The sequence below is a fragment of the Lentzea jiangxiensis genome (assembly GCF_900104175.1).
Taxonomy (GTDB): domain Bacteria; phylum Actinomycetota; class Actinomycetes; order Mycobacteriales; family Pseudonocardiaceae; genus Lentzea; species Lentzea jiangxiensis.
In genome coordinates this window covers 201,644-221,214 of the sequence record NZ_FNIX01000005.1, presented here as the reverse complement: position 1 = coordinate 221,214, position 19,571 = coordinate 201,644, and the positions used below count along the sequence as shown (strand labels likewise).

General features: G+C 71.7%; 22 protein-coding genes and 1 pseudogene. 9 read left to right on the top strand and 14 right to left on the bottom strand.

The genetic code is table 11. From position 1 onward, the window contains the following. Positions 1 to 119 precede the first annotated feature (119 nt). Positions 120 to 332: a response regulator gene (locus BLQ91_RS17785; RefSeq protein ID WP_425412502.1), complete on the top strand. Its 213-nt coding sequence runs from the start codon at positions 120 to 122 to the stop codon at positions 330 to 332. Positions 333 to 439: 107 nt separating this feature from the next. Here the strand turns inward: BLQ91_RS17785 and BLQ91_RS17780 are convergent, their stop codons facing one another. From BLQ91_RS17780 to BLQ91_RS17755, 6 genes are read right to left on the bottom strand one after another with little or no spacing between them, the layout of a single operon-like run. Then, complete coding sequence (locus BLQ91_RS17780; protein ID WP_090097981.1) at positions 440 to 1,261, bottom strand: shikimate dehydrogenase; 822 nt, start codon at positions 1,259 to 1,261, stop codon at positions 440 to 442. Beyond that, a complete protein-coding gene (mltG, locus tag BLQ91_RS17775) occupies positions 1,261 to 2,481 on the bottom strand; it encodes an endolytic transglycosylase MltG (protein ID WP_090097980.1) in 1,221 nt (406 codons plus the stop codon). The genes BLQ91_RS17780 and mltG overlap by 1 nt, the downstream gene beginning before the upstream one ends. Then, positions 2,478 to 2,966, bottom strand: a complete 489-nt coding sequence (ruvX, locus tag BLQ91_RS17770; RefSeq protein ID WP_090097979.1) for a Holliday junction resolvase RuvX — start codon at positions 2,964 to 2,966, stop codon at positions 2,478 to 2,480. Before ruvX ends, mltG begins: the two co-directional genes overlap by 4 nt. Beyond that, complete coding sequence (gene alaS / locus BLQ91_RS17765; protein WP_090097978.1) at positions 2,953 to 5,622, bottom strand: alanine--tRNA ligase; 2,670 nt, start codon at positions 5,620 to 5,622, stop codon at positions 2,953 to 2,955. Before alaS ends, ruvX begins: the two co-directional genes overlap by 14 nt. A 56-nt stretch (positions 5,623 to 5,678) precedes the next feature. After that, positions 5,679 to 5,948, bottom strand: coding sequence for a hypothetical protein (locus tag BLQ91_RS17760; protein WP_065920541.1), 270 nt, complete (start codon positions 5,946 to 5,948; stop codon positions 5,679 to 5,681). Beyond that, positions 5,945 to 6,337, bottom strand: coding sequence for a DUF948 domain-containing protein (locus BLQ91_RS17755; RefSeq protein ID WP_090097977.1), 393 nt, complete (start codon positions 6,335 to 6,337; stop codon positions 5,945 to 5,947). The genes BLQ91_RS17760 and BLQ91_RS17755 overlap by 4 nt, the downstream gene beginning before the upstream one ends. Positions 6,338 to 6,676: 339 nt before the next feature. Between BLQ91_RS17755 and BLQ91_RS17750 the strand changes: the two genes are divergently transcribed. Next, complete coding sequence (locus BLQ91_RS17750; RefSeq protein ID WP_090097976.1) at positions 6,677 to 7,279, top strand: GNAT family N-acetyltransferase; 603 nt, start codon at positions 6,677 to 6,679, stop codon at positions 7,277 to 7,279. On the opposite strand, the gene BLQ91_RS17745 is transcribed toward BLQ91_RS17750, so the two are convergent. Further along, positions 7,266 to 7,901: a maleylpyruvate isomerase N-terminal domain-containing protein gene (locus tag BLQ91_RS17745; protein WP_090097975.1), complete on the bottom strand. Its 636-nt coding sequence runs from the start codon at positions 7,899 to 7,901 to the stop codon at positions 7,266 to 7,268. The two genes, BLQ91_RS17750 and BLQ91_RS17745, sit on opposite strands and share 14 nt — an antisense overlap. Before the next feature lie 118 nt (positions 7,902 to 8,019). Next, positions 8,020 to 9,369, bottom strand: a complete 1,350-nt coding sequence (locus BLQ91_RS17740; protein WP_090097974.1) for a replication-associated recombination protein A — start codon at positions 9,367 to 9,369, stop codon at positions 8,020 to 8,022. Positions 9,370 to 9,463: 94 nt separating this feature from the next. Between BLQ91_RS17740 and BLQ91_RS17735 the strand changes: the two genes are divergently transcribed. The 6 genes from BLQ91_RS17735 (at position 9,464) to BLQ91_RS17710 (ending at position 14,987) form a co-directional block, all read left to right on the top strand. Continuing rightward, positions 9,464 to 10,042: a uridine kinase family protein gene (locus BLQ91_RS17735; RefSeq protein WP_245733580.1), complete on the top strand. Its 579-nt coding sequence runs from the start codon at positions 9,464 to 9,466 to the stop codon at positions 10,040 to 10,042. A gap of 70 nt (positions 10,043 to 10,112) precedes the next feature. Further along, a complete protein-coding gene (locus BLQ91_RS17730; RefSeq protein WP_245733579.1) occupies positions 10,113 to 11,123 on the top strand; it encodes a DUF7847 domain-containing protein in 1,011 nt (336 codons plus the stop codon). Continuing rightward, entirely contained in the window at positions 11,110 to 11,709 is a 600-nt protein-coding gene (locus tag BLQ91_RS17725; protein ID WP_090097972.1) for a DUF4129 domain-containing protein, read from the top strand. The genes BLQ91_RS17730 and BLQ91_RS17725 overlap by 14 nt, the downstream gene beginning before the upstream one ends. Then, positions 11,706 to 12,737 (top strand): DUF4350 domain-containing protein, encoded by a 1,032-nt coding sequence (locus BLQ91_RS17720; RefSeq protein ID WP_090097971.1) that lies wholly within the window; start codon positions 11,706 to 11,708, stop codon positions 12,735 to 12,737. Before BLQ91_RS17725 ends, BLQ91_RS17720 begins: the two co-directional genes overlap by 4 nt. Next, positions 12,734 to 13,696, top strand: a complete 963-nt coding sequence (locus BLQ91_RS17715; protein WP_090097970.1) for an AAA family ATPase — start codon at positions 12,734 to 12,736, stop codon at positions 13,694 to 13,696. Before BLQ91_RS17720 ends, BLQ91_RS17715 begins: the two co-directional genes overlap by 4 nt. A gap of 1 nt (position 13,697) precedes the next feature. Then, positions 13,698 to 14,987 (top strand): DUF58 domain-containing protein, encoded by a 1,290-nt coding sequence (locus BLQ91_RS17710; protein WP_090097969.1) that lies wholly within the window; start codon positions 13,698 to 13,700, stop codon positions 14,985 to 14,987. Here BLQ91_RS17710 and BLQ91_RS17705 read toward each other — a convergent pair. After that, the gene (locus BLQ91_RS17705) at positions 14,984 to 15,991 is read right to left on the bottom strand and encodes a stage II sporulation protein M (RefSeq protein WP_090097968.1); all 1,008 of its coding nucleotides are present in this window, start codon (positions 15,989 to 15,991) and stop codon (positions 14,984 to 14,986) included. The genes BLQ91_RS17710 and BLQ91_RS17705 overlap by 4 nt on opposite strands. Positions 15,992 to 16,010: 19 nt before the next feature. Here BLQ91_RS17705 and BLQ91_RS17700 point away from each other — a divergent pair, with 19 nt between their 5' ends. Beyond that, positions 16,011 to 16,742 carry an RDD family protein gene (locus BLQ91_RS17700; protein WP_176959800.1) on the top strand — a complete coding sequence of 244 codons (732 nt, stop codon included), beginning with the start codon at positions 16,011 to 16,013 and terminating at the stop codon, positions 16,740 to 16,742. Here BLQ91_RS17700 and BLQ91_RS42100 read toward each other — a convergent pair. From BLQ91_RS42100 to cbiQ, 5 genes and pseudogenes are all read right to left on the bottom strand, one after another. Then, entirely contained in the window at positions 16,739 to 16,915 is a 177-nt protein-coding gene (locus BLQ91_RS42100; RefSeq protein ID WP_218130300.1) for a DUF4303 domain-containing protein, read from the bottom strand. The two genes, BLQ91_RS17700 and BLQ91_RS42100, sit on opposite strands and share 4 nt — an antisense overlap. Continuing rightward, positions 16,915 to 17,112 carry a DUF4303 domain-containing protein gene (locus BLQ91_RS42095; RefSeq protein WP_218130299.1) on the bottom strand — a complete coding sequence of 66 codons (198 nt, stop codon included), beginning with the start codon at positions 17,110 to 17,112 and terminating at the stop codon, positions 16,915 to 16,917. Before BLQ91_RS42095 ends, BLQ91_RS42100 begins: the two co-directional genes overlap by 1 nt. 29 nt (positions 17,113 to 17,141) lie before the next feature. Next, positions 17,142 to 18,041 carry a phosphotransferase gene (locus BLQ91_RS17690; RefSeq protein ID WP_090097966.1) on the bottom strand — a complete coding sequence of 300 codons (900 nt, stop codon included), beginning with the start codon at positions 18,039 to 18,041 and terminating at the stop codon, positions 17,142 to 17,144. A gap of 127 nt (positions 18,042 to 18,168) precedes the next feature. Further along, complete coding sequence (locus tag BLQ91_RS42710; protein WP_245733625.1) at positions 18,169 to 18,957, bottom strand: energy-coupling factor ABC transporter ATP-binding protein; 789 nt, start codon at positions 18,955 to 18,957, stop codon at positions 18,169 to 18,171. Then, positions 18,946 to 19,539 (bottom strand): annotated as a pseudogene (cbiQ, locus tag BLQ91_RS42705) (cobalt ECF transporter T component CbiQ); the annotation flags it as partial. The pseudogene cbiQ and the gene BLQ91_RS42710, both read right to left, overlap by 12 nt. Positions 19,540 to 19,571: the final 32 nt, after the last annotated feature.

The following is a 19,571-nucleotide window of genomic DNA, read 5'->3' as shown; positions in this document are numbered from 1 at the left end:
CTTCCGGCCATGCGTTCGAGGCTCCGCGCGCCGGGATATGGGAACGTCCACGTCATGTCATGGTTCCGCTACAGAACCGCCGGCGGCGCTCCTGCCCGCCGATAATGGATCTCGTGGCGATGGTCTTGCTGGTCGAGGACGACCCCGATGTGCGCGAAGGACTCGGACTGGCGCTGCGCCGCCAGGGACCCGACGTCCGTGCGGCGGGGACGGGCGAGGCAGGCGTGGAGGAGCTGCGCGAGTCCCGGCCCGACATCGTGGTCCTCGACATCAGCCGCGTGAAAGTGGCGGGCGTGCCGACGTCGGACGTCAACTGCCCCCAGACCGCATAACCGTCCACATGGAACGGTCGCACCGCCCGCCCGGCACAGGGACGGCGATCAGCGCGCTCAAGAACCCGTCGTACTCGCCCTCGACGACAACACCAGCGGCAAAGACGCTATGCGCGAGCCGCCAACGCGGCCCCCAGCGCCTCCCGCATGACGTCCCGAGGCGCATCCATCCCGGTGAACAGCTCGACCTGTCCGAAAGCCTGGTGCAACAACATGTCCAGCCCGGTCGCCAACCGAGCCCCGGAACCCCGGACCGCATCGGCGACGGGTGTGGGCCAGGGGTGGTAGATCACGTCCAGCACGAACGGCGCCCGAGCCAGGTCACCGGCCAACGACTCGGTAGCGGCCGCGGGCACGGTCGACACCAGCACATCACACCCGGCAGCGAGCGAACCGACGTCCACAGAGGACAGCGGCAGGACCTCCACCGCCACCCCCACCCGTTCAGCGGTCCGGACGGCCTCCCCTGCCCGGGAAGGATCCCGCACCACCAGGGAAACCGAGGAGACCCCCAGCTCGGCGAACCCGGCCAGCGCGGCGGTGGCGGTCCCGCCCGCCCCGAGCACCACGCCGCGAGCGCCGCCGGAGAACCCCTTCTCCCGCAGCGCCCCCACGACACCGTCGACATCGGTGCAGTCCGCGTGCCACCCCGAGTCGGTGCGCACCAACGTGTTCGCCGCCCCCACGGCCGAAGCCCGCGGAGTCACCGACGAGGCGAAGGCCAACGCCGCGCGCTTCGTCGGCATCGTGCACGACAGCCCGACCCACTCCGGCCCCAGCGAGGACACGAGCGACGGCACCGCGTCCTCGGCGCACTCCAGCCGCGTGTACTCCCAGTCCAGGCCGAGCGCGGCATAGGCGGCGTCGTGCAGCACGGGAGAGAGGGAGTGCTCGATCGGCGAACCGATCACCGCCGCCTTGCGCCGCATCAGTAGACGTTCTCCCTCTGGGCCTTCTGGTCGTTGGCGTTGTGCTCCTCGAACGTGTTCGCGAAGCAGGAGGTGCCGTCCTTCTGGCACTTCACGAAGTACAGCATCTCGCCGGCCTCGGGAGCGATCGCGGCGGCGATGGCCTGCTGCGACGGCGAGCCGATCGGGGTGGGCGTCAGGCCCTGGTTGATGTAGGAGTTGTACGGCCCCTGCGCGTTGCGGTCCGCGTCGGACGTGCGGATGTGGGGCTGGTTGTTCTTGTAGTTGATGGTCGAGTCGAACTGCAGGGGCATCGGCTTCTTGATGCGGTTGTAGATGACCCGCGAGACCTTGCCGAAGTCCTTCTCGATCGCTTCCTTCTCGATCAGCGAGGCGATGACCAGGACCTCGTACGGCCGGAAGCCGGTGTTCATGGTGCCGCCGGGGATGCCCGCGCCCTGCAGCTTCTGGGCGGAGGACACGATGACGCCGCGGAGCAGCTCGACCGCGCTCACGCCGGGCTTGACCTGGTACACGCCGCGCATGATCAGGCCTTCGAGGCGGAACTGCGGGTCGGCGCGCTTCACGTCGGAGATCGCCCAGTCCGGCACGCCGAGGGCGACCGGGTCGGTCTGCTCGGCGGCGGCCTTGATCTCGTCGAACGTCAGGCACTTCTTCGCGCCGTCCTTCTCCGTGCAGCTCGCGTCGGCGAGCTGGGAGTAGACGCCCTTGACCGTCTTGTCGCCCACCTTGATGTCGGTGAGCTTCAGGCCGCCGACGATCTGCACGGCCGGGACCCTGGTCTTCGGGTCGATCATGCGGGCCACGGCCTCCTGGCCCGACATCTTCGTCTTCATCAGGTAGAAGCCGGGCTGGATCGACGTCACGCGGGCGTCGGTCTTGCTGGCCTCGGTGAAGGCGCGCGCGGAGGCGATGACGCCGTTGTCGTACAGGGTCGACGCGATCTTGCTGACCGGGTCGCCGTCCTGCACCTCCACGATCGCGTCGGCCTCGCCGGCACCCGAGAAGTCCTCGAACGAGCCTATGCCGCGCAGCTCCTGGTAGCCGTAGTACGCGCCGCCCATGCCGACGGCGAGGACGAGCGCGACGACCAGCCACAGGACCGTCTTCTTGCGCTTCTTCGCCTTGGCGCGCGCGGTGTCACGCTCGCGGTCGCGCTTGCGGACCGGGCGTCGCTCTTCCACGTCGGGGTCGGTGAACAACCCGAGGTCGTCGCTCACACTTCGTCCTTTCGGGCGGCCACGATACGGGCCCGCGCGTCCAGCCAAGACTGCAGGATCTCGACAGCGGCAGCCTGGTCGACCACGGCACGCTGCTTCTTGCCCTTCACACCGCGCTGCGCCAGCACCCGGCTCACCACGACCGTCGTCAGCCGCTCGTCGCTCAGCCGGACCGGCACGGGGGCGACCCGTTCGGCGAGCGCGGTGGCGTACCTGGTCGCCGCCTCCGCCGCCGGGCCGTGCCGTCCTGCCAGCGTTCTGGGCAGACCGACCACGACCTCGACGACGTCATGCTCGGCCACGAGACGTACGAGCTCGGTGAGGTCCGAGCCGCGCTTCTCGTCACGCTGGAGGGTAACCAGCGGAGTCGCCAGAAACGCGCCCGGGTCGCTGAGAGAAATTCCCACCCGAACCGATCCGACGTCGACGCCGAGCCTCCGTCCGAGGCCCGGATCGTCGACGCCAGGCGAATCAGTGCTGCTCAAGCACCTTGTCCAGTTCGTTGGTGAGGGCCTTGACGGCCTCGGGGACACCGGCGGGGTTGGTGCCACCGCCCTGGGCGAGGTCCGGCTTGCCGCCACCGCGGGCGGCGATGGCCGGGCCGAACACCGGGACGAGCTTGCCGGCGGCCAGACCCAGGTCGCGGGCGGCGGCCGTCGTGGCGACCACGAAGCTCACCTTGTCGCCGTCGACCGAGAACAGGGCCACGACACCGGGCTTGCTGCCCAGGCGGTTGCGGACCTCGCCACCGAGCGTGCGCAGGTCGTTGCCCGACACGCCCTCCAGGCCGAGGGCCACCAGCGACAGCCCGCGGACGTCGAGGGCCTTGTCGGCCAGCGACCCGGCGTTGCCGAGCAGCTGGGCGGCGCGGACCTTCTCGAGCTCCTTCTCGGCGGCCTTCAGGCGCTCGACCAGGGACTCGATCCGCTCGGGCAGACCGTCGGAGCCGACCTTGAGCATGTCGGAGAGGTTCTGCACGATGGCACGTTCCTTGGCGAGGAACCGCATGGCCTCGATGCCGACGTAGGCCTCCAGGCGGCGCACGCCGGAGCCGACCGACGACTCACCCAGCAGGGTGATCGGGCCGATCTGCGACGAGTGCTCGACGTGGGTGCCACCGCAGAGCTCGCGCGACCACGGGCCACCGATCTCGATGACGCGCACGGTCTCGTCGTACGTCTCGCCGAACAGGGCGACGGCGCCCATCTCCTGGGCACCGGCCATGTCGGTGTAGACGATGCTGACCGGCAGGTCCTTGCGCACGGCGAGGTTCGAGACCTCTTCGATCTCCGAGCGGGCCTCGGCGGACAGGCCACCGGTCCAGGCGAAGTCGAGGCGCAGGTAGCCGGGCTTGTTGTACGAGCCGCTCTGCAGGGCCGACGGGCCGAGCACCTGGCGCAGGGCGGCGTGCACGACGTGCGTGCCCGAGTGGCCCTGGCGGGCGCCGACGCGCCACTCCGGGTCGACGCGGGCCTCGACGTGCTCGCCCTCGGCGATCTCGCCGGAGCGGACGCGCACCTGGTGCACCCACAGCTTGCGGGCGACCTTCTGCACGTCGAGCACCTCGAGCTCGGCGTTGCCGGTGACGATCGTGCCGGCGTCGGACTCCTGGCCGCCGGACTCGGCGTAGAGCGGCGTGCGGTCGAGGACGACCTCGACGATGTCGCCTTCCCTGGCCGACTTCACCCGGGCACCGCCGAGCACGATGCCGCGCAGCGTGGCCTCGGAGGCGAGCTCGGTGTAGCCGGTGAACTCGGTCGGGCCCTGCTCCAGCAGCTCTCGGTAGACCGACTGGTCGCCGTGGCCGGTCTTCTTGCCGGCGGCATCGGCCTTGGCACGGGCGCGCTGCTCGGCCATCAGCTTGCGGAAGCCGTCCTCGTCGACCGAGAGGCCGGCCTCGGAGGCCATCTCCAGCGTGAGGTCGATCGGGAAGCCGTACGTGTCGTGCAGCTGGAAGGCCTTGTCGCCGGGCAGCGTGGCGCGGCCGTCGGACCTCACCTCGGCGGCGGCGTTCTCGAAGATCCGCGACCCGGCGTCGAGGGTCCGCAGGAACGTGTCCTCCTCGGCCTTGAGGACCTGCTGGATGCGGGCGAAGCCGCTGACCAGCTCGGGGTAGGCCTCGCCCATCGAGTCGCGGACGACCTCGGCGAACGTCTGCAGCACCGGCTCGGTCACGCCGAGCAGGCGCGAGCTGCGGACGATGCGGCGCAGCAGGCGGCGCAGCACGTAGCCGCGGGCCTCGTTGCCGGGCGTGACTCCGTCGCCCACCAGCAGCACACCGCTGCGGGCGTGGTCGGCGATGACGCGGAAGCGGACGTCGTCGACCTCGTCGGCGCCGTACTTGCGGCCCGACAGCTCCTCGGCCTTGTTGATGACGGCGCGGACCAGGTCGGTCTCGTAGACGTTGTCGACGCCCTGCAGCAGGTAGGCGACGCGCTCGACGCCCATGCCGGTGTCGATGTTCTTCGACGGCAGCTCACCGAGGACCGGGTAGTCCTTCTTGGCACCACCCTCGCCGCGGACGTTCTGCATGAAGACGAGGTTCCAGATCTCCAGGTACCTGTCCTCGTCGACGACCGGGCCGCCCTCCTCGCCGTAGGCGGGGCCGCGGTCGTAGTAGATCTCCGAGCACGGGCCGCACGGGCCGGGGACGCCCATCGACCAGAAGTTGTCCTCGACGCCGCGCCGCTGGATGCGCTCGAGCGGCATGCCGGCGACCTTCTGCCACAGCTCGATGGCCTCGTCGTCGGTCTCGTAGACGGTGACCCAGATGCGCTCGGGGTCGAAGCCGTAGCCGCCCTCGTCCGGGGACTTGGTGATCAGCTCCCAGGCCAGCCGGATGGCGTCTTCCTTGAAGTAGTCGCCGAGCGAGAAGTTGCCGGCCATCTGGAAGAACGTGAGGTGGCGCGTGGTCTTGCCGACCTCGTCGATGTCGGGCGTGCGCACGCACTTCTGGATGCTCGTCATCCGCGGGGCGGGCGGTGGGGCCTCGCCGAGGAAGTACGGCTTGAACGGCACCATGCCGGCGTTGACGAACAGCAGGTTGGGGTCGTCGAGCAGCAGCGAGGCGCTGGGGATGTACTTGTGCCCGGCGTTCTCGAAGTGCTCGCGGAAGCGCTTGATGATCTCGTGGGTCTGCACGGGAAGGTCCTCGGGAGTTGCTGGAGGTGGTCAGGGCACGCTTCGGAGGCGAACGGTCAGTGCTTCCCGTTCGCCCTGGGCGCTCGACGCCCCGGCGTGAATCCCGTCTGACGCTCCACGGTGTCCTGCAACTCCTGTTCCCGTTCGGCCATTCCCGCGCGCACCTCGGCCCCGAAGGAACCGATGGCGCCGGCGAGCTCGCGCAGGCCTTCACCGACGTTAGCGCCGATGCCGGCAGGTGTCGCCTGCTTTGTCACCTCGGCGGCCTTCTTCGCGGCGAAGAGACCGGCGGCGGCACCCAGGCCGAACCAGAAGAGGCGGCTCATCGCGAACCCCGCTTCAGGCGGCGCTTGGTGTGCTTGTTCGGCTGTTCAACGGCCTTGCGGCGGGCCTTGACGGCCTTGCTCACGCCGTAGGACAGCGCGGCGGCCTTCACCAGAGGCCCGCCGAGCGTGGCGGTGAACAGGCTGGTGAGCGCGGAGACGTTGCCCGTGACAGCGCGCGCGTTGGCCGTGATGCCGTCGACGCGTTCGAGCTGCGTGTTCACGTGCGTGAGCGTCGTGTTGGCCTCACTGAACAACGGGTCCGTGTTCTCGTGCGCCTTGCGCATCGCGATCGTGGCCTCGTCGAAGAAGCGTGCCGCCTTGAAAGCCGGAATCGCCAGCAGCAGCACGAGCAGCACGAAGGCACCGGCGGCGAGCCACCCTGGCGACACAGATCCTCCTGGTGAACAAGCGTTCAGGCTTTGGTGGGGTGAGATTACCGCGTTGCCCCGGCACCCGGCCGGGCGGCACCATTTGTTGATCTTCAACGGACTGCCGCGCCGTCGACCGGCTCGCGGACGAGGTCGGCGCGACGGCGGTTCCGGTCATCGCCGGGAACCGGTGCGCACCGCGTCTGCGGCGCCCGGCCGACCTGCGCAAGCCGATTGGAACGGACCACTCGTTGACGCGCGGCTGTCACCGCCTGTGAAATACCGGTCACACAAAGCTTGACCCGCGGCCTCGCACAGCGTGAGTCAGGCATACCCAAGTCGATCCGTGCAGGAGGCTCCGTGAAGCCGGTGACGCACCTGGACTCCTACCGGACGAGGGTCACCGCGGGCCCGCCCCCGGTCCCGGAGCTGTCGATGCCCTGGGACGCCCGCGTGGCGCGTTCGGACGGCTACGACCTGCACCTCGTCCACCGCTGGAACTCCGCACCGCACGTGGCGGCGTTCCGGCGCCAGGCCTGGACGCTGCCGCGCTGGGAGGCGGAGCTGCGGGCGCAGCTCGACGGCGACGACGTCCGCCCGCTGCTGATCAGCTGGCACGGCCGCCCGGTGATCTACGCCGAGGTCTGCCGCGCGGCCCGGCACGCCGTCGGGAGCTGCTACCGGGCACGCCCGCACGACCTCGGGCTGAACCTCGCGGTCGGCGAGCTGGCGATGACCGACAGCGGCCTGGTGCGCTCGCTGCTCCCCCGGCTGACCGACGCGCTGTTCGAGGCCGACCCGCACTGCACGCGGATCGTGCTGGAGCCGGACGTGCGCAACACGCGTGCCATCCGGTCGTTCGAGGCGGGCGGGTTCGTGGCGGCCGACGAGATCGTGCTGCCGGGCAAGGTCGCGCTGCTGATGGTGTGCCGCCGGTCCAGCGCCGGCGCTAGAACGCGGTGATGTCCCCCGGTGCGCGTTCCTTGCGGCTGAGCGCGCGCACCAGCTCGATCCCGCTGTGCTTGTCGAGCGCCATGCGCGTCAGCAGGTCGATGACGGTCTCGTTGACGTGGCGGGGGAACTCCGGCGTCTGCACCCCGACGCTCACCGCGAGGTCGTCGGAGTGCACGACGAGCTCCATCAGCCTGCTGACGAGGTACTCGTCCAGCGGCACCGCCCACGGCCCCCAGTGCGGCATGCGGACGCCCCGGTTCTCCTGACCGGGCAGCGACGTCTCAAGCTCCAGCAGCGCCGCCTCGACCCGGTCGGCCAGGGCACCGGGACCCTCGGCCGCCACCTTCTCGCCACCCGCCCGGATGCGCGTGTGGAAGTCGGAGTCGACGTCCAGGTCGGTCCACCCGGCCCGCGCGTAGTGCTCCATCAGCGGGACGACCGGCTCGTCACCGGCGGGGGTCCCGATCATCGACGGCAGCGGCAGCGCCTGGTAGGCCAGGTGCCCGGCGAGACCGCTGACGCCGAACTGCGGCAGGGCGCTCGGCCGGTCCCAGCTCGCCGCCACCCGGTCGTGGCGCAGCAGGCCGAGCGCGATGCGGGCGGTGGTCAGGAAGTCTTCTCTGATGGTCACTTCGCCGAACCTACCGACTCCAGCGAGCGGCGATCACCGTTTTCGCGGTCGTGCCCGGGAAGGCGAAGATCGTGCGGCACGAGTTCCACGCCCGGTCACGCGGAGGGCGCCCAGCGGTTCACCCGCCCCTGATCACCCTGCGCAGGCGCGGCAGCCGTTCCGCCACAGCGCGCTCGTTGCCACGACCGGTCGGCTCGTAGTAGTCGCGGCCCACCAGGTCGTCCGGCGCGTACTGCTGCGTCAGCACGCCTTCCGGGACGTCGTGCGGGTAGCGGTAGCCCTGGGCGTTGCCGAGCTTGGCGGCACCCGCGTAGTGGCCATCGCGCAGATGCGCGGGCACAGAACCGATGGCGCCCTTGCGGACGTCCTCGATCGCCGCGTAGATCGCGGTCGTCACGGCGTTCGACTTCGGCGCGGTGGCGAGGTGGATGGTGGCCTGCGCGAGGTTCAGGGCGCACTCGGGCAGACCGATGAGCTGCACGGCCTGGGCCGCCGCCACGCACGTCTGCAGCGCCGTCGGGTCGGCCATGCCGACGTCCTCGCTGGCGTGGATCACCAGCCGCCGCGCGATGAACCTCGGGTCCTCCCCCGCCTCGATCATGCGGGCGAGGTAGTGCAGCGCCGCGTCGACGTCCGAGCCGCGGATCGACTTGATGAACGCCGACGTCACGTCGTAGTGCTGGTCGCCGTCGCGGTCGTAGCGCACCGCCGCCTTGTCCACCGTGGACTCGAGCAGCGGCAGCGTGACCACGCCCTCGTTGGACGCGAGCGCCGAGTCGGCCGCCGCCTCCAGCGCGGTCAGCGACCGGCGCGCGTCACCCCCGGCCAGGCGGATCAGGTGGTCCTCGGCGTCGGGCTCCAGGACGACGGACCCGCCCAGGCCGCGCTCGTCGGACACCGCGCGCCGGATCACCGCCCGCACCCCGTCGTCGGTCAGCGACTTGAGCTGCAGCACGAGGGACCGCGACAGCAACGGCGACACGACCGAGAAGAACGGGTTCTCCGTGGTGGCCGCGACCAGCAGCACGATCCTGTCCTCGACGGCGCCGAGCAGGGCGTCCTGCTGCGTCTTGGAGAACCGGTGCACCTCGTCGATGAACAGCACGGTCGACTCGCCGGAGCGGACCAGGCGGCGCCGGGCCTCGTCGATGACCGCCCGCACCTCCTTCACGCCCGCGGACAACGCCGACAGCGCGACGAACCGGCGCCCGGTCGCCTTCGACACCAGGGTCGCGAGGGTCGTCTTGCCGGTGCCGGGAGGGCCGTAGAGCATCACGGACGCCGGTGTGGCGCCCTCGACCAGACGGCGCAGCGGCGCGCCCGGTCCGAGCAGGTGGTCCTGACCGACGACCTCGTCCAGCGTGGCCGGACGCATCCGCACGGCCAGCGGGGCGTTGGCCGCGATGCGCTCGGCCTTCTCCTCGTCGGTCGCGCCGAAGAGGCCGTCGTCGAACAGACCTTCGCTCATGCGTTCGAGCCTAAGCCGTGTCCGGCGGATCCGTTCGGCAAGGGTCGCACGGACCTGCGGGGCGCCGCCGGGCCGTGTGCGAGGATCGCGTCCCGTGCCCATCCCCCGTGCCGTGCTGCTCGCCGGACCCTCCGGCTCAGGCAAGTCGACACTCGCCGCCCACCTCGGCTGGCCCGTGCTGCGCCTGGACGACTTCTACCGCGACGGTGACGACCCGCTGCTGCCCCGCGACGAGCACGGGCGCGCCGACTGGGACGCGATCGGGTCGTGGAACGCGGACGAGGCGCTGCGGGCGATCGTCGAGCTGTCCACCACGGGCGAGGTCGAGGCACCGGTCTACTCGATCGGCGAGGACCGCGCGGTCGGCACGCAGAAGATCGTTCTCGGCGACGCGCCCGCGTTCATCGCGGAGGGCCTGTTCGCCGACCTGCTGGTGGCGGGCGCGCGCGAGGCCGGGGTGCTCAGGGACGCCATCGTGCTCGCGCCGAGCCCGCCGGTCACGTTCGTGCGCCGGTTCGCCCGCGACGTGGCCGAGGCCCGCAAGCCCGTGCCGACGCTGCTCCGGCGCGGTCTGCGGCTGATGCGCGAGCAGCCCCAGGTGGTCCGGCGCTGCGTCGGCGCCGGCATGCGCCCCACCACGCCGAAGAAGGCCAGGACCGAGCTCGTTTCGTGATCGGGTCGGCCGGTTGCCCCGGACCTGGTCTGGCAGGATGCCGCTCACACCACAACCGGGGGTAGCCGCGATGTCCGACACGCCCGGCTGGTCGTCGCCAGACCAGCCATCGAACCAGCAGCCGCAGCACGGCCAGCAGCCGCAGTACGGGCAGCAGCACGGCCAGCAGTACGGCTACCACACCCCGCCGCCCGGACCGCAGCAGTCGATCAAGCCCGGTGTGATCCCGCTGCGCCCGCTCTCCGCCGGCGAGATCATCGACGGCTCCATCACGACGATGCGCCGCTACCCGAAGCTGATCATCGGCGCGGCCGCGGTCGTCGCGGCGGTCACGCAGATCATCGGCCTGCTGGTGCAGCTGCCGTTCCTCGACGACCTCACCGCCGCGGTGTCGCTCGACCCGAACACCATGACGGAAGAGCAGATCCTGGAGCAGTTCACGAACACGCTCCCCGGCGTCCTCGGCGGCGCGTTCCTCAGCACGCTGCTGGTGCTGATCGGCACGGTGTTCCTCTCCGGCTACATCACGGTGATCGTCGGCCACGCCGTGCTCGGCGAGCCCGTGTCGTTCGGGCAGGCGTGGGAGGAGTTCAAGCCGCGGCTGCTGCCGCTGCTCGGCGCGACCCTGCTCTCCAGCCTCGTGATCACCGTCGGCGCGCTCCTGTGCATCGTGCCGGGCGTCTGGCTGTGGGTGATGTTCGCCCTCGTCACCCCCGCGCTCGTGCTGGAGCGCTGCGGCGTCGGCGCGGCGTTCGGCCGTTCCAAGAAGCTCGTCAACGGCGCGTGGTGGCGCACGTTCGGCATCCTGCTGCTCACCCTCGTGATCAGCTGGGTGATCAGCTGGATCGTCAGCCTCCCCTTCGGCCTCGCGGGCGCGGTGTCGACCGGCCTGACCGCCGACCCCGCGGCGGCGCTCGGCCTGGGCTCGCTGGTCCTGTCGACCATCGGCGCGATCATCGCCGCGACGATCACGCTGCCGTTCAGCTCCGCGGTCACCGTGCTGGTCTACGTCGACCGCCGGATGCGCTCCGAGGGCATGGACATCGAGCTCCAGCGGGCCGCGGGGCATGGCGGTCTCTGACGTACCGGTGGATCCGGGCCGCGACGAGGCGAGGGAGGCGGCCGCGCGGGAGCTCGGCGACCCCGCGTACGTCTCCGACGACCCGAACCCGCTGGAGCGGGCCATCGACTGGGTCCTCGAACGCCTCGGCGAGCTGTTCGCCGGAGCGGGCGGCATGAGCGGCTTCACCGCGGTCACGACCATCGTCGCCCTGGCGGTGGTCGTCGCGGTCGTGATCAGGCTGCGCACCGGGCGCACCGGCCGTGCCCTGCGTTCGGGCGGCGAGGTGTTCGGCTCGGCCGCGCTGACCGCCGCCGAGCACCGCGAAGCCGCCGAGAAGGCCGCCGCGGCCGGTGACCTGGCGGAGGCCGTGCGCGAACGCTTCCGCGCCGTGGTGCGGGAACTGGAGCAGCGCGGGGTGCTCGACGCGCGGGCGGGCCGCACCGTCGACGAGGTCGCCTCCGAGGCGGGCGCGGCGCTCCCGGCGCTCGCGGACGACCTGCGCGGCGCCGCGGTGCAGTTCGACGACGTCTGGTACGGCGGCAGGCCCGCCACCGAGGAGGGGTACCGGCGGGTGGTCTCCGTCGACGGCAAGGTGCGCGGATGACGGCGGTGTCCCCGGACTCGCGGCGGATCTGGACGGCCGCGCGCGGCCCGCTGCTGATCGGTGTGGTCGTCCTGTTCGCGGCCGTGGTCATCACGTTGCTGCGCGGCACCGGTGAGGGCGGCTCGCTCGACCCGCGCTCCTACCGGCCGGAGGGCAGCCGCGCGGTCGCCGCGTTGCTGGAGCGCAACGGCGTGCGCGTCGAGCTCACCGACAACGCGTCCTCCGTGAAGGGCGCGACGCTGTTCGTGACGCAACCGGACCTGATCGACCCGCGGCGGCTCGCGGACCTCAGCGGCCGCGCCGCCGCCACGGTGCTGCTCGCCCCGGCGACCGGCGTCGGCCGCGTGGAGCCCGGGACGCGGCAGCCCGGTTGCCCGCTGGCGGCCAAGGCGGGCGCGGCGACCACCGGCGGGGTCGTCTACGAAGGCGAACAACGCTGCTACGACTCGACTTTGGTGCGCACGGGCACCGTGACGACGATCGGCTACGGCGGCATCTTCACCAACCGCGACCTCGACTCGGAGGGCAACGCGGCGCTGGCGTTGTCGTTGCTCGGCCAGCACGAGCGGCTGGTCTGGTACGTGCCGTCGGCGGCGGACAGGTCCCAGCAGAAGTCGTTCGGCGACCTCGTTCCAGCCGGCTGGAAGTTCGGCGCCCTGCAACTCGGCGTCGCGGCCGTGCTGACCGCGCTGTGGCGGGCCCGCAGGCTCGGCCGCGTGGTGCCCGAACGGTTGCCGGTGCTGGTCAGGGCCGCCGAGACGGTGGAGGGCAGGGCGCGGTTGTACCGCCGGTCGCACGCGGCCGGCCATGCCGCCGAGGTGTTGCGGCAGGCGGCACGGGACCGCTTGGCGCCCCTGCTGGGGCTGCCGGCGGGCGAGGACCCGTCGGAGGAGATCGCCCGCAGGACTTCGCGCCCCGTCACCTCGGTGCGGGCGCTGCTCCACGACAACGGGCCGGTGGACGACCGGGGGCTGGTCGCGCTGGCCGACGAGCTCGACGCTCTGGAGAACGAGGTGCGCAAGGGATGACGGCAGTGGTCACCACCGAGGAAGCCCGCACGGCGCTGGTGGCGTTGCGCGCGGAGATCGGCAAGGCCGTGGTGGGCAACGACGCGGCCGTGACGTCGTTGATCCTCGCGTTGCTGTGCAAGGGGCATGTGCTGCTGGAGGGTGTGCCGGGCGTCGCGAAGACGTTGCTCGTGCGTGCTCTTGCGCGCGCGTTGGACCTCTCGACGACGCGTGTGCAGTTCACGCCGGACCTGATGCCCGGCGACCTCACGGGCTCGCTGGTCTACGACTCGCACAACGCGGCGTTCTCCTTCCGCGAGGGCCCGGTCTTCACGAACCTGCTGCTCGCGGACGAGATCAACCGGACGCCGCCGAAGACGCAGTCCGCGCTGCTGGAGGCGATGGAGGAACGGCAGGTGTCCGCCGACGGCAGGACGCGGCCGCTGCCGTCGCCGTTCATCGTCGTGGCGACGCAGAACCCGGTCGAGTACGAGGGCACCTATCCGCTGCCCGAGGCGCAGCTGGACCGGTTCCTGCTGAAGGTGACGATGCCGGTTCCCGCGCGGGAGCACGAGATCGACGTCCTGACCCGGCACGCGTCCGGCTTCGACCCGCGCGACCTGTCGGCGTTGCAGCCGGTGGCGAGCGCGGCGCACCTGAACGCCGGTTCGGCGGCCGTGCGCGCGTTGACGGTGGCTCCCGAAGTGGTCGCGTACATCGTCGACGTGTGCCGTGCGACCCGTGAGTCCCCGGCCGTGCGTCTGGGTGTTTCTCCGCGTGGCGCAACGGCTTTGCTGGCCGCGTCGCGCGCGTGGGCGTGGCTCTCGGGCCGTGACTACGTGACGCCGGACGACGTGAAGGCGTTGGCTCGGCCCGCCCTGCGGCACCGGCTGGAGCTGCGCCCGGAGGCCGAACTGGAGGGCGTGACGGCGGACGGCGTGCTCGACGGCGTGCTCGGCGCGGTCCAGGTGCCGCGCTGACGTGGCGCTCACGGGCCGCGCGGGTCTGCTCGCGCTCATCGGGGTTCTCGTCGTCGGACTGCTCTTGCCGTCGTGGCAAGGGGTTCTCGTCGTGTTCGCGGTGCTGGTGGCCTGCGTGGCGGTCGACCTGGTGCTCGCCGCGGGCGTCCGGCGGCTGACGTTCTCGCGCGCCGGGGCGGTGTCCGTGCGCACCGGCGAGTTGTGCGTGGTCGAGTTGACGGTGCACAACCCCGGACGTCGGTTGCGTGGCGTTCTTCGTGACGCATGGGCGCCTTCTGCGGGTGTGGTCGCCGACCGCGTCGCGGTGGATGTGCCCGCTGGTGGATCGCGCACGTTGTCGTTCGAGCTACGGCCCGTGCGTCGTGGCGATCGCACGGCTGACCGTGTAACCATGCGTTCTCTCGGACCGTTGGGCGTCGCGGCACGGCAGGGTTCGCACGTCGTGCCGTGGACCGTGCGCGCGTTGCCGCCGTTCCACAGCCGTCGCCACCTGCCGCCGTTGCTGGAACGCCTGCGCGAACTGGACGGCCGCCGTGCTTCGTTGATCCGTGGCGCCGGCACGGAGTTCGACTCGCTGCGCACGTACGTGATCGGTGACGACGTGCGGTCGATCGACTGGCGTGCCTCGGCCCGGTCGTCGGACGTCGTGGTGCGCACGTGGCGCCCGGAACGCGACCGCCAGGTGACGATCGTGCTCGACACCGCCCGCACGTCGGCGGGCCGCGTGGAGGGCGCTCTCGGCGGCCTGCCGCGCCTCGACACGTCGATGGACGCCGCGCTGCTGTTGTCCGCGTTGGCTTCGCACTCCCGCGACCAGGTCGACTTCCTCGCGTTCAGCCACAAGGTGCGCGCCTCGGTGCCGCGGGCGGCGCTGCCGGCCCTGGTGCAGGCGATGGCGCCGCTGGAGGCAGAACTGGTGGAGTTCGACGCGCGTGCCGCCGTCGCCGAGGTGCTGCGCCGGGCCGGGCGCCGGTCGCTGGTGGTGCTGCTGACGTCGCTGGAGCCGTCGATCGAGCACGGTCTGCTGCCGCTGCTGCCTGCTGTGGCGTCACGGCACCACCTGCTCATCGCATCAGTGGCCGATCCGGCGGTGCACGCGATGGCGGCGGGCCGTGGTGACCTTGAGGCCGTGTACTCGGCTGCTGCCGCGGAACGCACTTTGGCCGAACGACGCCGTCTCACCGCTTTGCTCGCACGGCACGGTGTCGACGTCGTGGACGCACTGCCGGACGACCTGCCACGCGCTCTCGCGGATCGTTATCTCTCGTTGAAGGCGGCGGGCAAGCTCTAGACGGCCACCGGTGCGACGTCCTCGCGTTCGCTCGCGTCGACATCGCCGGTCTCGCCCTGCCGCGCGGCCCGTCGCCCGATGACGAACACGTAAAGCAGGAACAGCACCTCGGCCACGACCCCGATGCCGACGCGCGCCCACGTCGGCAGTCCCGACGGCGTCACGAACCCTTCCAGCACACCGGACACGAGCAGCACCACCACGAGCCCGAGCGCCACCGCCACGACCGAACGGCCCTCCGCGGCGAGGGCCTGGGCGCGGGTGCGCCTGCCGGGGTCGATCACCTGCCACCCCAGCCGCATGCCGATCCCGGCCGCCACGAACACCGCCGTGAGCTCCAACAACCCGTGCGGCGCCAACAGTCCGAGGAACAGCTCGCCGCGACCCGCGCCGAACATCAAACCGATGCCGACGGCGACGTTCACCGCGTTGGTGAAGAGGAAGTAGATCGGCGGGATCGCGAACAACACGCCGAGCAACAGGCACGCGGCGGAGATCCAGGCGTTGTTGGTCCACACCTTCGCCGCGAACGACCCCGCGGGGTCACTGGAGTAGTACGACTCGTAGCCGCCGCCGGCCCTGGTCATCTCGCGGAGCTCGTCCGGTGCCGCGATCGTCGCCTGCACCTCGGGGCTGGACGCGATCCAGGCCGCGATGATGCCCGTGACCAGGTAGAACGCGAGTCCGGCCGGGACCCACCAGCGCCAGCCGAGGTAGATGGCGGCGGGCAGCCGGTGCGTGAAGAAGCGCGTGAACACCCGCCACGCCGGCGTGTGCGTGCCCGTGAGCGCCGACCGGGCCCGCACGACCAGCGACGACAACCGTTCGACCGTCGCCGGGTCCGGGGCCTGGCTGCGCACGACCGACAGGTGCGTCGTGACGCGCTGGTACAGCTCGACGAGCTCGTCGGCCTCGGCCCCGCTGAGCCTGCCGGTCCGCTTCACGAGCTGGTCGAGGCGCTGCCACGACGCGCGGTGGCGCTCGATGAACACGTCCAGATCCACGATGGGTCACACTATCCGCGTGGGGGACCTCGTCACCGGTGAAGCCGTAGTTCTGGACCTGCGCGTCGCACAACTGGCCAGCAGGGCCGTCGCGTTCGCGTTCGACGTGGCCGTGCAGTGCGGCCTGCTCGTGCTCGTCTCGCTGCTCGTCCCGATCGGTTTCGACGACGCCCTGCAGACGGCCATGGCCCTCGCCCTCGCGGTGCTGGTCCTCGTCGGCTACCCGACGGCCGTCGAGTCGCTGACCCGCGGCCGCTCGCTGGGCAAGCTGGTGATGGGCCTGCGCGTGGTGCGCGACGACGGCGGTGCCATCCGCTTCCGCCACGCCCTGGTACGCGCGCTCGGCGGCTTCTTCGTCGACTTCTGGGCTCTCGGCCTGGGCGGCGCCGTGGCCCTGTTCGTGTCGCTGTTCTCCCCGCAGGGCAAACGCGTCGGCGACCACCTCGCCGGCACGGTCGTGATCCACGTCCGCGTTCCGAAGCAGCGGGTCGAGCTCGCCACGATGCCGCCGCAGCTCGCGCCGTGGGCGTCCGGGCTGGACCTGTCGCAGCTGCCGGACGAGCTGGTGCTGGCGGTGCGGCAGTACCTGAGCCGGTACCGGGAGCTGAGCGAGCAGGCGCGGTGGGACCTGGGGTCGCGGCTGGCGGACGACGTGGGGACGGCGGTGCGGTCGCCTCGGCTGGAGCACACGCATCCGCACCCGTACCTGTCGGCGGTGCTGGCGGAACGGCGCCGGCGGGCGGAGGCCTAGGCCGACGAGCCGAGCCAGGCGTCCAGCGCCGGCCCGGGCGGGTTGAGCCGGCGCGCCGCGGGGGCGTTCTCCTCGCCACCGGGGACGACCTCGACCAGGACCAGCACGCCCGCGCGAGCCTCGCCGACGCCGAACAGCCCTTCGCCGTCGAGCCTGCGCAGTGCGGTCTCCATCACGCGCAGGCGGAGTTCGCACTCCGCGCCGGCGCCTCGTGCGACCACGCCGACAGCGCCGGTCCGAACGCCTCGCCCGGCGTGGTCAGCGTGACGTAGTAGAAGGTGTGGCCGGGGTTGTCCCGGTACAGGTCCGTGACGGCGGCGCGAACGGCCGAGGTCAACGCGTCCGCCAGGTCCGCTTCGGTCGGGATCACGGGGCATCGAACCACACCGCGGCGGCCGGTCAGGCGTTCGCCAGCCGCAGCCGTTGCTCCCCCTGCGCCCGCACCGCCTCCAGCGACACCGGCGGATCTCCGTGCAGGGCCTCCCACCGGGCGTTGTGCACCGCGGTCCACAGGCTCCCGGCCCAGGCGATCTCCAGTTCCTCGGCGGAGAACTGCCGTCCGCGCGCCTGCTGATAGGTCTCGATGAACGCCGAGGAGCCGGCGATCGGCGCCAACGAGGGCGGGGAGGCGTTGGCGAACGCCCCGGCGGCCGCCCCGACCAGCGCGGCCTCGGGCTGCCAGGCGAGGCTGTCCCAGTCGTGCACCGCCCACACCTCGCCGTCGCGCCACTGCAGGTTCTGCGCCTCGAAGTCGGCGTGCCCGAGGACGCGCGGCAGCGAGGTGGCGAGCAACCGCCCGCGCAGCCGCGAGGCGAGCTCGACCACGAACGCGGGCACCGCGCTCTGGTCGCGCGCGTCCAGGAAGTCGACGGCGGGCCAGGGCCCCGGATCCGAGTGGTCCCACCGGGCCCAGCGCGGCGCGGGCACCGGCGGCGGGACCTGCACCTCGGCCAGCAACGACATCGACCGGGCGAACACGACCGCGTACCGCCGGGCGACGTCGGCCCCGGAACCGAGCAGCACCTCCCCGCCGGGCAGCGCTTCCTCGGCGTGCACGGCCATCCCGTCCACCACCGTCACCGGTGTGGCGGGGCGGGGGCAGGGAAATCCGCGCGACGCCAGGAACGCCTGCGCGGCAAGGCAGGAACGCGCCCTGCCGTCGTCCGGACGGACCTTCACGTAGACGGAGCGGCCGTCGGCCAGCAGCACCCCGTGCACGGACGAGATCGACACGCGCTCGTACAGCACCGAGACCGGTGCGCTGCCCAGCTCGGCGGCGCACCAGGCGGCCACGTCCATCAGGCTCCCAGCAGCACGGTCGGCAGCAGCGGGTTCATGTGGTCGTCGTAGCGGACGATCTCGCCGTCGCGCAAGTGGAGCATCGCGACGGCCCCGCGGCGTTGCCGCGGATCGTGCCGGCCGGGCTTCAGTCGAGCCGGAAGCCGTAGGGCAGCTCGAGGCGGTGGCGGGCGAGCAGCGCGGTGTCGGCGAGGATCTCGCGCGTCGGGCCGTCCGCCACGACCACGCCGTCGTCGATCAGCACGCTGCGGGGGCAGACCTGCAGCGCGAACGGCAGGTCGTGCGTGACCATGAGCATGGTGGGCGCCAGCGAGAGCAGCAGTTCGGCCAGCTCCCTGCGCGCCACCGGTTCGAGGTTCGCCGACGGCTCGTCCAGCACCAGGACCTCGGGCGAGCAGGCGAGCACCGACGCCAGGGCGACGCGGCGGCGCTGGCCTCCGGAGAGGTGCAGCGGTGAGCGGTCGGCGACCGACTCCATGCCGACCGCGCGCAACGCCCCCAGCACCCGTGCGTCCACATCGGACATGCCGAAGTTGCGCGGGCCGAAGGCCACGTCCTCGGCGACCGTGGGGCTGAAGAGCTGGTCGTCCGGGTCCTGGAACACGAGCCCGACGCGGCGGCGGATCTCGCGGAGGTTCTTCTTCGACACCTCGAGGCCCGCGACCGAGACCGTGCCGGCGCCGCCGGAGAGAACTCCGTTGAGGTGCAGGGCGAACGTGGTCTTGCCGGCTCCGTTCGGGCCGAGCACCGCGACGCGCTCGCCGCGCTCGACGCGCAGGTCGACGCCGAACAACGCCTGGTGCCCGTCGGGGTAGGCGAAGGCGAGCCCGGAGACCTCCAGCGCGGCAGCGGCGGGGGTCTCCGGCACGAACGCCACCGAGCCCCCGGGACTGCCCGTCCAGCCACGCGACACCATCGCCAGGTGCACCCTCTCTCCGCGTTCGTAGGACCGGATGAACAACGTGCCGACGGAGCGCGCCATCGCGCCCGCCTGCCACAGGAACCGCGGATCGTCGCCGCGGGAGATGCGGGCGACGCGCATGCGCCTGGCCTCCCCGACGACGACTTCGCCGTAGCGGAGCATCAGCGTGGCGATCATGATCAGCGGTGCCGGCACCCGCAGGGTCTGCAGGCCGCGCAGCAGCTCCCCCGGCGCCGTCGTGGCGGCCAGGGTCAAGCTGATCAGGACGCCCAGGGTGCCCTTGGCGAGGATGTTCCAGCCCGCCAGCGAGCCCTCCACCGACACCGACAGCCCCAGGAGGTCGGTGCGCGGGTCCGTGCCGAAGATCGGCAGCAGGAACGCGAGCACCACGAACGGCACCTCGATCACCGCGCGCTTCACGAACCACAGCGCGGGAACCCGGGCGACGCCCCACACCGCGACGATCACCAGCAGGTAGAGGCCGAACAGCGGGAACAGCGTGCGCGGGGTCGCCACGACGCCCAGCACCGCCCCGAACGCCACGAGGATCTTCACGTGGGGCGCGAGGCGGTGCACCGGCGAGTCGCCGGCGTGGTGCAGGACGTCGT